Genomic DNA, 13,129 nt, shown 5'->3' on the forward strand with positions numbered 1-13,129 from the left:
CCAATGCAAAAAAAGTTCCCCAAGTCGGAACTTTTTTTCTACATTGGTGTTTATACCACGTTCATTGCCCGCTGGGCATCAGGGGAGATTCTGAATGTCACTTACCACTCGCGTTGCGTCCCACCTTCCTTATCTGCGCCGTTACGCCCGCGCTGTAACCGGCTCGCAGACCTCAGGTGACGCATATGTCGCAGCGGTCTTGGAAGCTTTGATTGCCGATGTTTCCATTTTTCCGGAAACGTCAAAAGACCGTGTTTCGCTGTACAAACTCTTCGTCGCAATTTTTGGTTCCACCTCGATCGAGATCCGACCAATCGAGTCTCCTTTCGCATGGGAGCAAAGAGCGGTTGCCAACCTTGCGAGCCTTCCTTCCCAGGCACGTCATGCCTTCCTGCTGCTGTCTGTTGAAGGCTTCACCATGGAAGAGGCTTCCGAAATTCTTGACGTAAGCGTCGATGAGGTTGCCCGTCTGCTTGATGAGGCGTCGCGCGAAATTTCTCGTCAGGTTGCGACCGACATCATGATCATCGAAGACGAGCCGCTGATCGCGCTCGACATCGAGCAGATGGTGCAGGATCTTGGTCATCGCGTTACGGGCATCGCCCGCACCCACAAGGAAGCTGTGGCCCTGTTCCAGAGCTCGAACCCGAAGATGGTTCTCGCCGATATCCAGCTTGCGGATGGCAGTTCCGGTATCGATGCCGTGAACGAAATTCTCAAGTCATCCAATGTGCCGGTCATCTTCATTACAGCGTTCCCGGAACGTCTGTTGACCGGCGAGCGCCCGGAGCCTGCCTTCCTCGTTACCAAGCCGTTCAACCCGGACATGGTAAAGGCGCTCATCAGCCAGGCGCTGTTCTTCAATGAGGCCGTTAAGGCTGCTGCTTAACCAATTCGTCTCGTAGTATTCGTATTGGAGCAATCCTGCGGAACCTTCGCGGCGGTTCTATCGTTTTTCCGCCGCGAACCCTTTGGGGGAAGCAGTCTTGGCTCTTAAACGGGCCAATTCCAAAGTTTTTGTTCTTTAAAATTACCCGCTCGTGCGAACCGCGCGGGCAATAATTAGACTGGCGGAATTTGGTTATTCATGGCTTATCGGATTGAGACCGAAGGGCTTAGGGCCTATAACGGGCGCAGCGTTGGCGGCGGTAGCAACAAGGGTGTTGTCTATGGCCCCACAGGGAATGGCGGAGTAAATTCTTGTCGCATCAGCTGACATGGCAGCAAGCTGGTGAAAACGGCGAGGCCCTGCGTGATTTCTTCATGCCCGCCTTGGTGGACCTTGGTGCCAGCGTGATCATCCAGGATCTCAATCAAAATTATCTATTCGTAACCAATCTTCCGACCATCTGGTCCGAGGGGCTTGGCGAACAGCCGTCTGACCGTGGCCTGTTTGGTGATGACATCGCCGGCAAGCTGCGTCTTTTAAAGGATGGCATTACCGAGCATGGCCAGAAGGGTCATATTGAGTTTACCGTCAATTCCGATGAGGTCTACGAATTCCGCGTGCAGGCCATTGCCCGCCGCGGTGGCGACGTTCATTTGATCACCACGATTGTCGACCGATCCGAGGAGCGCCACCGTGAGCGGTTGCTGCGAGCGCTTCTGAGAGAGGTGAGCCATCGTTCGAAGAACCTTCTCGCCATCATCCAAAGCATTGCCTTGCAAACCGCGCGCTACTCGGTCACGCTTGATGTGTTTCTCAACAAATTCCGTGGGCGTCTTTATTCACTCTCGCAGTCGCAGGACCTGATCACGGATTCCAGCTGGCGCGGAGCCTATTTCTTTGATCTCGTTCAGCAGCAGACGGACAAGTACCTTCCGGAGAAGTCGCGACTGGTGAAAATCCAGGGCGACAATGTGCTCTTGAGCCCGAATGCTTCCTTGCATCTTGGTCTGGCGCTGCACGAGTTGATCGTCAACGCCGTGAGCCACGGTTCACTGGCAAAAAGCGGTCGCGCCATCTCGGTTACGTGCCAACGTGTGCAGGCAAACGGCCAGGATTCGCTTGAAGTGCGCTGGGAGGAGGGCCTGCCAAGCTTGGTGCGTCATGCAGACCCCCGCGACAGCGACAACCTGAAAGCCAATTTTGGTAGCACCGTGCTTGAACGCGTGGTGCCGGCCTCCGTCAACGGCAAGGCACGATATACGATCACAGCCGACCGCATCAGCTACAGTCTTGTGTTCCCGCTGGAGCACGCCTCGGAATAATTGCTTCCGCCAGAAACGACATGCAAGTGCGCCCGCTTCAGATTTAACTGAGCGGGTTTTTTCATGCGCTTGCTGGAGCGTTTCATTGTTTCCCGGAAATATTGAGGCGCCTGAGTCTTTGTTTTCACGCATTTCCGGACGGAAAACCGCTACGCGCTTTTCCTGGAATTGCTTTAGCAAGCATCAAGTTTGATGAGGGAACAAAAAGAAACGGTCTCGGTTTCTTGCGAAGCCGAGACCGTTGGTCTCTTCGAGGGGGATGAAGAGTTTATCTGGAAGCTTGAAGGGCGGGGGACGGGGGCGCTTCCAGATATCCTAAGAACGGGCGGGCCGGAATTAGGTTCCGGGGGTTCAGAAAAAAATCGAGAAAAAGTTTGTGGCTTGTTTTTTTTACTGTGTTTGCGTCCTCGGATCCAAGGCGTCACGAATGGCATCGCCGATGTAGTTGACGCTGAGCACAGTCAAGGAAATTGCCAGTCCTGGCCAGATGACACGCGACGGGGTGATTTGCAGGAAGTTTGCTCCATCGAACAGCAGCCGTCCCCAGGTTGGAAAGTCTGACGGAAAGCCGAGGCCAAGGAAGGAGAGGGCGGATTCGGTAATGATGGCAGAGGCGATCCCAAGCGTTGCCGAAACCATGATGGAGCTCAACACATTTGGCAGGATATGACGCAGCACGATACGGTATTCCCGCATGCCGCTGCTTTTTGCCGCCGTGATGAACTCTTGAGATTTGACCGCCAGAACATCGCCGCGCACGATGCGGGCCGTGTGCATCCAGCTTGTTACGCCAATCACGAAAACAATCAGAATAAAAATGCCGGTTTCCGGCCCGAAGGCACCCCTCAACGTATCTCGAAACAGCATGATGATGACGAGAAGCAGCGGCAGAAGGGGAAGGGCGAGGAAAAGGTCGGTGAGGCGCATCAAGGACCCATCGAGCCTGCGAAAATAACCGGAGAGAACCCCCACAAGCGTTCCAAGCAGCAATGCCAGCAGCATGGCGGTGAGGCCGACGGCAAGCGAAATCTGCCCCCCCGCCATCACTTGTGCCAGCATATCATGGCCGAGATTATCGGTGCCGAATGGGTGAGCGAGTGAAGGCCCCTTGTTCTTGGCGCGGATATCGATCTTGTTCGGATCGATGGTATGGATCAGCGGGCCGATGTAGACAATCAGAACGATGGCGATAAAGACAATGAGGCCCGCGACCCCGCCCTTGTGACGGCGAAATTTGCGCCAGAACATGCCGAAGGGCGTTGTTGTGTCAGCTGCAGCTGCAGCGGCAGGTGTGGTGAGGACGATATCAGTCATAGCGAATCCTCGGGTCCAGGATGCCATAGAGCACGTCGGCAATCAGGTTGAAGAGTACGATCAGCACGGCAAAGATGAAGGTGAGTGTCTGCACCAGCGGAATATCCGCGCCTTGAACCGCCGTGATGAGCAATTGGCCAAGCCCGTTGACGCGAAAAATCTGCTCGGTGATGATAGCGCCCGAGAAGATGGTCGGGACGCCAAGCGCAATGACCGTGACCACCGGGATGAGGCTGTTGCGTAAAACATGCACCAGAAGAACGACCTTCTCCTTCACGCCCTTGGCGCGTGCCGTGCGCACGTAATCCTGGCTGAGATTATCCAGCATCGAAGCGCGCACGAAGCGGGCAATCTGCGAGGCATTGTAGAGGGCCAGCACCGTGACTGGCAGCACCATTTGCTTCACCTGCTGCAGGAAACTCGACCAATCATTGACCACCAGGTTCGTGTCATAAATTGACGGGAACCATTGCAGGTAGGACGAGAAGATTACGATCAGCACGACACCCGTGAAGAAGGTCGGAACGGAATAGCCGACCATGGTGACGAAGGTGCCGATCTGATCGAAGATCGAATATTGCCGATAGGCGGAAATGACACCAATGGGAATGGCGATCAGAATACCCAGGACATAGGCCATGCCAACCACCCAGAGGGTTTGCGGCAAACGCTGCACGATCAGATCCACCACAGGGCTCCGCGTGGCCCAGGAGAGAACCCGCATGCGCTGGCCATCGCCAACCGTCATGCCGGTCAATTGCTCGACGATGTTCAGTGGCTCGTTAATGAAGAACTGGTGAAGCCAATGCAGGTAGCGGATGAGGAAGGGCTGATCGAGACCCATGGAGGCGCGGATCTGTTCGCGAACTTCCGGCGGAATGGTCAGTGGCATTTCACCCAAGGGATCATTGGGGGCGAGATCGAGTAGGGCGAAAATGACGAAGCTGATGACAAGCAGCGTCGGCACGGCAAACATCAGCCGCCGGATCGTGTAGGTAAACATGAATTGCGTCTCCAGGTTCTCGAAGAAAAAGATGGCCAGCCCCCGCAAGCGGGGGCTGGGTTTCATCCGATCACTTCTTGCGAGACCAGTCCGCAACGTTCCAGAGTTCCGAATCCCAACCCGTCATCTTCACGCCTTGAAGCGTGACAGAGTGGGAAGAGATCTGGCCGCGGTGAACCAGCGGAATATGCGCGCCTTCCGTGGTCAAAAGGTCATTGGCCTTCTTGGCCAGTTCACCACGCTTTTCGAGATCGGCAGTCTTTGCCAGCTCGTTGACAGTCTTGTCATATTCCGGGTTGCAGTAACGTGGAATGTTCTGGCCCTGCCAGCCATTGGCTGGAGCCGGAATTTTGTTGCAGAGCCATTCCGCCAGATATTTCTCAGGGTCCGTACCGTCGAAGTTGTTGGTGTACATCTCCACATCGGCATAGAACTTCTGGAATGTATCCGGGCTTGCCGGATCACCGCCGAAGAAGACGGATGCGGAGACATTGCGAAGCTCGGCATCAACGCCGATCTGGCTCCACCAATCCTTGACCAGTGCCTGTGTGCCTTGGCGCACGGAGTTGGTTGAGGTCTGGTAGAGGAAGGAAAGTTTCACGCCGTCCTTGGCGCGAATGCCATCGCCGCCCTTTTTCCAACCCGCATCATCCAGAAGCTTGTTGGCCGCCTCGATGTCCTGCTTTAGGCACCAGCTGTCGTTGGTGGTGGAAACATAAGCATCCGGTGCCGGTACGATATTGCAGGTGGGCTTGCCCGCTTCGCCGTAGCCCGCTTCAACGATGATGTCACGGTCGATGGCGAGGGAGAGGGCGCGACGAACTGCCGGATCGGAAAGGGCTGGATGCTTGCCGCCATCGACGGTAGAGCGCTTGTCGCCGAGCTTCGGGTCCGGGTTCGTCCAGTTGATGACGATACGTTCAACCTGCGTGCCAAAGGCGGTTTCCAGCTTGCCTTTGCCAGCCTGCATCATGGTGGCCAGTACTTCCGGCTCCACCTGCATGTTCCAGCCATAGTCGTATTCGCCGGTTTCCAGAACGGCGCGCGCGGCAGAAGCGGCATCGCCGCCGCCTTTCAAAGTGGCTGTGGCAAAGGCAGGCTTGGCCGGATCGCGGAAGTTTGGATTGGCCGTGAAGGTGATCACGTCATTCGGCTTGAATTCCTTGACGACGAAGGGGCCGGTGCCGATGGGGCTGAAATTGGCCGAAGTGCAGCCGGGGGCTTTCGCACCCATGCAATCCTTGAACTGCGCCTTCTGGATAATAGGCTGCTGTGCGCCCGTCAGAGCGCCATAAGGGTAATATTTCGGTTCGGAGAAGCTCACTTTGACGGTCAACGGATCGACAGCTTCTACGCTGCTGATGCCTTCGAACTGGGCTTTTTGTGCGCAACCGCCATCCGGTGCCGTGCAATATTGCCAGGTGAAAACCACATCATCTGCAGTGAAAGCTGACCCGTCCGACCATTTGATGCCCGGCTTGATCTTCCAGGTGATGCTCTTCATGTCCTTGGCAACGCCGCCATTTTCAAGCGTTGGAATTTCTGTCACCAGCCAGGGCTGAAGCACACCTTTCTCGTCGTAGCGGGCCAGTGGCTCAATAACCATCGAGGATGCGTAGATCTCCTTGGTGCCGCCGGAAAGATAGGGGTTCATCGTGGAAACGGCCTGCCAGAACAGGATTTTGAGATCCCCGTCCGTTCCGCGTTCGGCATGCGCCATATTGGCAAAGGCGAGCGACGCCACGCAGCCTGCCAACAGGATCTTGCTTCTCTTCATGTCTGTTCCCCTTGAGGTTTGGTGTGATTTACAGCCATCCCGGCCCGGCTTCTTCGTTATTGTGGGCCGGATTCTCCATTTCGCCGTATCCTCCCGGCGCAATGATGAATTATTGAATTCTCCCAATGTCTTGACGCGATAGCAGGCCGACGTTTTCGCCGTGTCAGGATCGAGGATGATCAAATTTTGGGCCATCTAAACACAAGCCTAAATTTCATTCAAGAATGAAAATTCGAGCTTGCTTTCGTGCGATGGACCACTGCAATATCTCCAATAACGATAAGGGAAACAGTGAAAATTCAAAGGGGTTGTATTCATGCCAATTCTCAACCGAGCCGCAGAAATGCAGGAAGAGGTCGCAGGCTGGAGACGCCATCTGCATGAAAATCCAGAGCTTTTGTACGATGTGCATGAGACTGCCGCTTTCGTGGCGGACAAACTGAAAGCCTTCGGTTGCGATGTGGTTGAGACTGGGATTGGTCGCACTGGCGTGGTGGGAATCATCAAGGGATCGCTCGGCGAGGGCGCAACCATCGGCCTGCGAGCCGACATGGATGCGCTACCGATTCTCGAAAGCACCGGCAAACCATGGGCATCGAAGGTGCCGGGCAAGGCCCATTCCTGCGGGCATGATGGACACACCGCGATGTTGCTTGGGGCCGCTCAATATCTCTGCGAAACAAGGCGTTTCGCCGGTTCCGTTGCAGTGATCTTCCAGCCGGCGGAAGAAGGTGGCGGCGGCGGTCTTGCCATGGTGCAAGATGGCATGATGGATACCTTCGGTATTCGCGAAGTCTATGGGCTGCACAACGCGCCGAATCTTCCGCTTGGAGGCTTTGCCATTCGCAAGGGCGGCATCATGGCGGCGGCAGATTCCTTCGAAATTACCATCAAGGGCAAAGGCAGCCACGCGGCACAGCCGCATCTATCGGTCGATCCGGTGCTCGCCGCAGCCTATGTGGTGGTCGGGCTGCAGGCTATTGCCTCCCGTGAGGTCGATCCGCTGAAATCGGTCGTGGTGTCGGTCACCACCATTCACGGCGGCGATGCCTATAACGTCATCCCGATGGATGTGAAACTCACGGGAACCGTGCGTACGCTCGATCCGGAAATCCGCGAACTTGCCGCCAGACGTGTGATGGAGGTGGCGCAAGGCACGGCCATGGCGCATGGCGCAATTGCCGACGTGAACTATGTTCGCGGCTATCCAGTCACCGTCAATCATGCGGAGGAGACTGATTTTGCAGCCTCCGTCGCGGCGAAGGTTTCCGGCGAAAAGAGCGTCGAAGTGGAAATGGCCCCGAAAATGGGGGCTGAAGATTTCTCCTACATGCTGGAGGCTCGTCCAGGCGCCTTCATCTTCCTTGGTATCGGCGAGGGTGCCAATCTTCACCATCCGGCCTATGACTTCAACGATGAGGTTATTCCTTACGGCATCAGCTACTGGGTGACTTTGGCCGAAACGAAGCTTGCTGCCTGAACGGGCGTGACGGACAGGAGAATGCCATGACCTCCAATGCCTCCGAAAAAGCGCCTATCTTGCGCGTCGAAAACCTCACCACATCTTTCCGGGTGAATGGCGAGTGGCGCTCCGTGGTTCGCAATATGAGCTTCTCGGTAGCTCCTCGGGAAACGGTTGCCATTGTCGGCGAATCGGGCTCCGGCAAGAGCGTGACTTCGCTCTCCATCATGCGCCTGTTGCCTAAGGCTTCGAGCAAGATCGAGGGCAGGGTTTTGCTGGGCCAGAAGGAGCTGCTGGCACTGCCGGAAGAGCAGATGCGCCAGGTGCGCGGCAACGATATCTCGATGATCTTTCAGGAGCCGATGACGAGCCTGAACCCGATCTTTCCGATCGGCAAGCAGATTGCCGAAGCGCTGACGGTTCATCAGAATATCTCGTCGGCTGCGGCGAAGGCGGAGGTTATCCGTCTGCTCGAAAAGGTGCGCATTCCCAACGCCAAGGGTCGATTTGACGAGTTCCCACACCAGTTTTCCGGCGGTATGCGTCAGCGCGTGATGATCGCCATGGCGCTTGCTTCCAAGCCGAAGCTTCTGATTGCCGACGAACCGACAACGGCGCTCGACGTGACGATCCAGGGCCAGATCCTCGATCTTATCAAAGAGTTGCAGGATGAAGAGGGCATGTCCGTTCTCTTTATCACGCATGACATGGGCGTTGTGGCGGAAATCGCTGACCGAACCATCGTGATGTTCCGGGGCGAGCAGGTGGAGTCGGGCGTCACAGACGATATATTCCATCGCGGCCAGCATCCTTACACGCGGGCACTTCTGGCGGCGGTGCCAAGGCTCGGCTCGATGAAGGATAGAAACCTTCCGCTTCGCTTCCCCGTAGTGGATGTCCGATCAGGACAGGCTCAGCCGATGGCGGAGGTCGCCGATACGGTTGCCAAGACCAAGACACCTATCCTCGATGTCCGTGACCTGACGACACGCTTTGCCATCCGATCCGGCATTTTGGGCCGCCAGACAGGCGCTGTGCATGCGGTGGAGAAGGTGTCTTTCCAGCTTTTCGAAGGGGAAACGCTCTCTCTCGTTGGCGAATCCGGCTGCGGAAAATCCACCACCGGGCGCTCCGTGACACGGCTTGTGGAGCCAACCAGCGGCGAGGTGACGCTTGATGGCTACAACGTGATGGGGCTGGATCGCACAACGCTTCGCACCATGCGCCGCTCGATCCAGATGGTGTTTCAAGATCCTTTCGCCAGCCTCAATCCTCGCATGAGTGTGGGGTCTGCGGTCATGGAGCCCTTCATCGAGCACAAGTTGGGAAGCAAGGCGCAAGCGCGGGAGAAGGCTGCGGATCTTCTGGCCAAGGTGGGGCTATCCCCCGATATGATGGGCCGTTATCCGCATGAATTTTCCGGCGGTCAGCGGCAGCGCATTGCCATTGCCCGTGCGCTGATGCTTGATCCCAAAGTTATTGTAGCCGATGAGGCAGTGTCTGCGCTCGACGTCTCCATCAAGGCGCAGGTCTGCAACCTGCTGCTCGACCTGCAACAGAGCCTGAACCTCGCCTATCTCTTCATCAGTCACGACATGGCGGTGGTGGAGCGGGTGAGCCATCGGGTGGCCGTAATGTATTTGGGCGAAATCGTCGAGATTGGGCCGCGTGCGGCAGTGTTTGAGAACCCACAGCATCCCTATACCAGGAAGCTGATGGCCGCCGTGCCGGTGCCTGATCCTTCGCGCCGCAATATCAAGCGCAATCTCTCTACCGAAGAAATCAAGAGCCCGATTCGGCCGACTGGTTTTGAGCCGCCTGTTCGTGAATATCGACAAGTGTCTGAAGGGCATCTTGTTCAGATGGCTTGATCTTCGATGAGGAATGCAAGCATCCCGATTTGACACGATCCCCGCAATCATGCCAGCAATTTGCGCGGGGTGGAGCAGGAATCGAGAATGGCCAGAAAATCGGATGCCCAAGGCAGGCTGGATGACGCAGCGAGAGCCGGATGGCTCTATTACGTCGCTGGTCGCACACAAGATGAAATTGCTGCGGCCATGGGTATTTCTCGCCAATCGGCCCAGCGGCTGGTGTCGCTGGCAGTGGCTGAACGGCTGATCAAGGTGCGTGTGGACCATCCCATTGCAGTTTGCCTTGAATATGCAGAAGCGCTCAAGAAACAGTACGACCTCGCGCATGTGGAGGTCGTGCCAAGCGATCCGGCTGGTAGCTCCACGACAGTCGGTATTGCTGAGGCTGCCGCAGCCGAAATCGAGCGCTGGCTGAAGCGTCCTGACCCCATCGTGCTGGCTATCGGAACCGGGAGAACCTTGAAAGCTGCAGTCGACCAGCTCGGCGTCATGGAATGCCCGCAGCATCGCGTGGTCTCACTCACCGGCAATATCGGCCCGGATGGTTCCGCGGCCTATTACAACGTCATCTTTTCCATGGCGGATGCCATAAAGGCGCGGCATTTCCCCATGCCGCTTCCGGTGCTGTGCTCCTCGGCAGAGGAGCGGGATGCGCTCCACCAGCAAAGCATCGTGCAATCAACCTTGAGGCTTGGCGCAGAAGCGCATGTCACCTTTGTTGGTATTGGCGAGCTGGGGGTCGATGCACCGCTCTGCGTTGACGGTTTTCTTGCACCAGAAGAGATGACGGCCCTGATGGAACGCGGTGCGGCCGGTGAAATTTGTGGTTGGGTGTTTGATCGCGAGGGAAGTCTTCTCGTCGATCCGATCAATGAGCGTGTAGCAAGCGTTCCTATCCCGCCGCGTGACCCCGGCATCGTCATTGGTGTTGGCCTCGGCAAACGCAAGGAAAAGGCGATCAAGGCTGCCTTGATCGGCGGTTTGATAAACGGCCTGATCACAGACGAACGCACAGCTGAGCAGTTGCTCACACGTTGAGCTAAAATATTATCTATACCTTTCAACAGCTTGATAGAGTGTCGCTGCACTGCAGCGACGAATGCCGCTTGACATTTCCCAGCCTTAAATGAGTAATTGCCCACGAGCAAAGCGAATGCTCGTTTCTCATTCTTCTGGGAGGAAGACATGACTTTCAAGACTATTCTGCTTGGCGCGGTATCTGCGCTGGCACTCTCCGGCATTGCATCTGCAGAAACGCTGACAATTGCGACGGTCAACAACGGCGATATGATCCGCATGCAGAAGCTGACGGATGACTTCACGAAGAAGAATCCCGGCATCGACGTGAAGTGGGTTACCCTGGAAGAAAACATCCTGCGCCAGAAAGTGACCACGGATGTGGCTACCAAGGGCGGCCAGTATGATGTGATGACCATCGGCATTTACGAAGCGCCCATCTGGGGCAAGCAGGGCTGGCTGGCGCCGCTGGACAAGCTTTCTTCGGATGCCTCCTATGATGCCAATGATCTCCTGCCGCCAATTCGTTCTGGTCTGACGGTTGATAACAAGCTCTACGCGGCACCTTTCTACGGCGAAAGCTCGATGGTGATGTATCGCAAGGACCTGTTCGACAAGGCTGGCCTGAAGATGCCGGATGCGCCGACCTGGGATTTCATCGCGGATGCTGCCCGCAAGATTACCGACAAGAAGTCTGAAACCTACGGCATCTGCCTTCGTGGCAAGGCCGGTTGGGGCGAGAACATGGCCTTCCTCACGGCAACGGCCAATGCCTTTGGCGCTCGCTGGTTCGATGAGAACTGGAAGCCGCAGTTCGATCAACCGGAGTGGAAGAACACGCTCGACTTCTACGTGAAGCTGATGAAGGACGCTGGTCCTCCCGGCGCTTCCTCCAACGGCTTCAACGAAAACCTGGCTCTGTTCCAGACCGGCAAATGCGGCATGTGGATCGATGCAACCGTTGCTGCCTCCTTCGTGACAAACCCGAAGGAATCCAAGGTTGCGGATCAGGTTGGCTTTGCGCTTGCACCGGATAACGGCCTTGGCAAGCGCGGCAACTGGCTCTGGTCCTGGAACCTCGCCATTCCGGCAGGCTCCAAGAAGGTGGAAGCCGCTGAAAAGTTCATCGCCTGGGCAACCGGCAAGGACTATCTGAACCTTGTGGCCGAGAAGGATGGCTGGGCAAACGTTCCTCCGGGCACGCGCACCTCGCTCTACCAGAATGCCGAATATCAGAAGGCGGCGCCTTTCGCCAAAATGACGCTGGACTCAATCAACGCTGCCGATCCGAAGAAGCCGACGGTGAAGCCTGTACCGTATGAAGGCGTGCAATACGTTGCCATCCCAGAATTCCAGGCCATCGGCACGGCTGTCGGCCAGCAGTTCTCGGCGGCTCTGGCTGGCCAGGTGACGGTAGATCAGGCTCTCAAAAGTGCTCAGCAGCTGACCGAGCGTGAAATGAAAAAGGCGGGTTACCCTAAGAAGTAATCTTAGCGACAGGCCGCTGTCCAGGCGGCCTGTTCCCTCTTCGCGAGGGTAAGGAATAGCCCTTTTACGGCTAACAAACCTACAGAACACGTTATCAAGAGGCGGCCTCATGGCGACGACCCACACCCGTTCGGCAGCGCGGTTGATGATGGCACCTTCCGTCATTCTGCTGTTTGCCTGGATGATCGTGCCGCTCGGCATGACCATTTATTTTTCCTTCCTCCGTTACAATCTTCTCATGCCGGGCACGGAAGAGTTTGCCGGTCTGTTGAATTATCAGTTCTTCCTGACGGACCCGGCCTTTTTCGATGCGCTGACCAATACGCTTCTTCTCGTCGGTGGCGTGCTGGCGATCTCTGTGATTGGCGGCATTCTGATGGCGCTGCTTTTGGATCAGCCCATGTTCGGGCAGGGCATTGTGCGCATTCTTGTGATCGCACCCTTCTTCATCATGCCCACGGTCGCGGCACTGGTGTGGAAGAACATGTTCATGAACCCGGTGAACGGGTTGTTCGCATGGCTGTTTCGGCTGTTTGGCGCAGAGCCGCTCGATTGGCTGGCCGTGGCACCGCTTACCTCGGTCGTCATTATCGTTGCCTGGCAGTGGCTGCCGTTTGCCACACTGATCCTTTTGACTGCGCTCCAATCTCTCGATGAAGAGCAGAAGGAGGCAGCAGAAATGGACGGAGCCGGACCGCTTTCCAAGTTCATCTATATCACCCTGCCGCACATGGCCCGCGCCATCACGGTTGTGGTGTTGATCGAGACGATTTTCCTTCTCTCCGTGTTCGCCGAAATTCTCGTTACCACCAATGGCGGACCGGGAACGCAGAGCACCAACATTACCTACCTCGTCTATACGCAGGCGCTGTTGCAGTTCGATGTGGGTGGTGCGTCCGCTGGCGGTATCGTGGCGGTCATCCTCGCCAATATCGTCGCCATCTTCCTCATTCGCCTCATCGGCAAGAACCTGGAGGCCTGAT

10 protein-coding genes are annotated in these 13,129 nt (G+C 56.4%); 7 read left to right on the forward strand and 3 right to left on the reverse strand.

The window, feature by feature from the left end:
• Positions 1-94 precede the first annotated feature (94 nt).
• Together AC0JZ1_RS04190 and AC0JZ1_RS04195 are read left to right on the forward strand one after the other, a co-directional pair.
• Positions 95-889 carry a response regulator gene (locus tag AC0JZ1_RS04190; RefSeq protein WP_471881181.1) on the forward strand — a complete coding sequence of 265 codons (795 nt, stop codon included), beginning with the start codon at positions 95-97 and terminating at the stop codon, positions 887-889.
• Positions 890-1,200: 311 nt separating this feature from the next.
• On the forward strand, positions 1,201-2,211 hold the full coding sequence (locus tag AC0JZ1_RS04195) for a sensor histidine kinase (RefSeq protein ID WP_471881182.1): 1,011 nt from the start codon (positions 1,201-1,203) through the stop codon (positions 2,209-2,211).
• Between the two features lie 390 nt (positions 2,212-2,601).
• Here AC0JZ1_RS04195 and AC0JZ1_RS04200 read toward each other — a convergent pair whose 3' ends face one another.
• The 3 genes from AC0JZ1_RS04200 to AC0JZ1_RS04210 all read right to left on the reverse strand — a co-directional run bounded on the left by AC0JZ1_RS04200 (position 2,602) and on the right by AC0JZ1_RS04210 (position 6,305).
• Positions 2,602-3,525, reverse strand: a complete 924-nt coding sequence (locus AC0JZ1_RS04200; RefSeq protein ID WP_471881183.1) for an ABC transporter permease — start codon at positions 3,523-3,525, stop codon at positions 2,602-2,604.
• Positions 3,518-4,528, reverse strand: coding sequence for an ABC transporter permease (locus tag AC0JZ1_RS04205; protein ID WP_471883349.1), 1,011 nt, complete (start codon positions 4,526-4,528; stop codon positions 3,518-3,520). The genes AC0JZ1_RS04200 and AC0JZ1_RS04205 overlap by 8 nt, the downstream gene beginning before the upstream one ends.
• A gap of 70 nt (positions 4,529-4,598) precedes the next feature.
• Positions 4,599-6,305 (reverse strand): peptide ABC transporter substrate-binding protein, encoded by a 1,707-nt coding sequence (locus AC0JZ1_RS04210; protein ID WP_471881184.1) that lies wholly within the window; start codon positions 6,303-6,305, stop codon positions 4,599-4,601.
• Positions 6,306-6,621: 316 nt separating this feature from the next.
• On the opposite strand from AC0JZ1_RS04210, the gene AC0JZ1_RS04215 reads away from it, so the two are divergent.
• From AC0JZ1_RS04215 to AC0JZ1_RS04235, 5 genes are all read left to right on the forward strand, one after another.
• Positions 6,622-7,785, forward strand: a complete 1,164-nt coding sequence (locus AC0JZ1_RS04215) for a M20 aminoacylase family protein (RefSeq protein WP_471881185.1) — start codon at positions 6,622-6,624, stop codon at positions 7,783-7,785.
• A 26-nt stretch (positions 7,786-7,811) separates the two neighbouring features.
• Entirely contained in the window at positions 7,812-9,638 is a 1,827-nt protein-coding gene (locus tag AC0JZ1_RS04220) for an ABC transporter ATP-binding protein (protein WP_471881186.1), read from the forward strand.
• An 87-nt stretch (positions 9,639-9,725) separates the two neighbouring features.
• Positions 9,726-10,679, forward strand: a complete 954-nt coding sequence (locus AC0JZ1_RS04225; protein WP_471881187.1) for a sugar-binding transcriptional regulator — start codon at positions 9,726-9,728, stop codon at positions 10,677-10,679.
• 147 nt (positions 10,680-10,826) lie between these two features.
• Positions 10,827-12,146 (forward strand): ABC transporter substrate-binding protein, encoded by a 1,320-nt coding sequence (locus tag AC0JZ1_RS04230; protein ID WP_471881188.1) that lies wholly within the window; start codon positions 10,827-10,829, stop codon positions 12,144-12,146.
• 109 nt (positions 12,147-12,255) lie between these two features.
• Positions 12,256-13,128 (forward strand): carbohydrate ABC transporter permease, encoded by an 873-nt coding sequence (locus AC0JZ1_RS04235; protein WP_471881189.1) that lies wholly within the window; start codon positions 12,256-12,258, stop codon positions 13,126-13,128.
• Position 13,129 lies beyond the last annotated feature (1 nt).

It is taken from the genome of Affinirhizobium capsici, assembly GCF_977018625.1.

Excerpts from the sequence above, each read along its gene's own strand:
- AC0JZ1_RS04220 (WP_471881186.1), top strand. The coding sequence starts at position 7,812 with ATGACCTCCAATGCCTCCGAAAAAGCGCCTATCTTGCGCGTCGAAAAC.
- AC0JZ1_RS04230 (WP_471881188.1), top strand. The coding sequence starts at position 10,827 with ATGACTTTCAAGACTATTCTGCTTGGCGCGGTATCTGCGCTGGCACTC.
- AC0JZ1_RS04225 (WP_471881187.1), top strand. The coding sequence starts at position 9,726 with ATGGCCAGAAAATCGGATGCCCAAGGCAGGCTGGATGACGCAGCGAGA.
- AC0JZ1_RS04210 (WP_471881184.1), bottom strand. The coding sequence starts at position 6,305 with ATGAAGAGAAGCAAGATCCTGTTGGCAGGCTGCGTGGCGTCGCTCGCC.
- AC0JZ1_RS04215 (WP_471881185.1), top strand. The coding sequence starts at position 6,622 with ATGCCAATTCTCAACCGAGCCGCAGAAATGCAGGAAGAGGTCGCAGGC.
- AC0JZ1_RS04190 (WP_471881181.1), top strand. The coding sequence starts at position 95 with ATGTCACTTACCACTCGCGTTGCGTCCCACCTTCCTTATCTGCGCCGT.
- AC0JZ1_RS04200 (WP_471881183.1), bottom strand. The coding sequence starts at position 3,525 with ATGACTGATATCGTCCTCACCACACCTGCCGCTGCAGCTGCAGCTGAC.
- AC0JZ1_RS04205 (WP_471883349.1), bottom strand. The coding sequence starts at position 4,528 with ATGTTTACCTACACGATCCGGCGGCTGATGTTTGCCGTGCCGACGCTG.
- AC0JZ1_RS04235 (WP_471881189.1), top strand. The coding sequence starts at position 12,256 with ATGGCGACGACCCACACCCGTTCGGCAGCGCGGTTGATGATGGCACCT.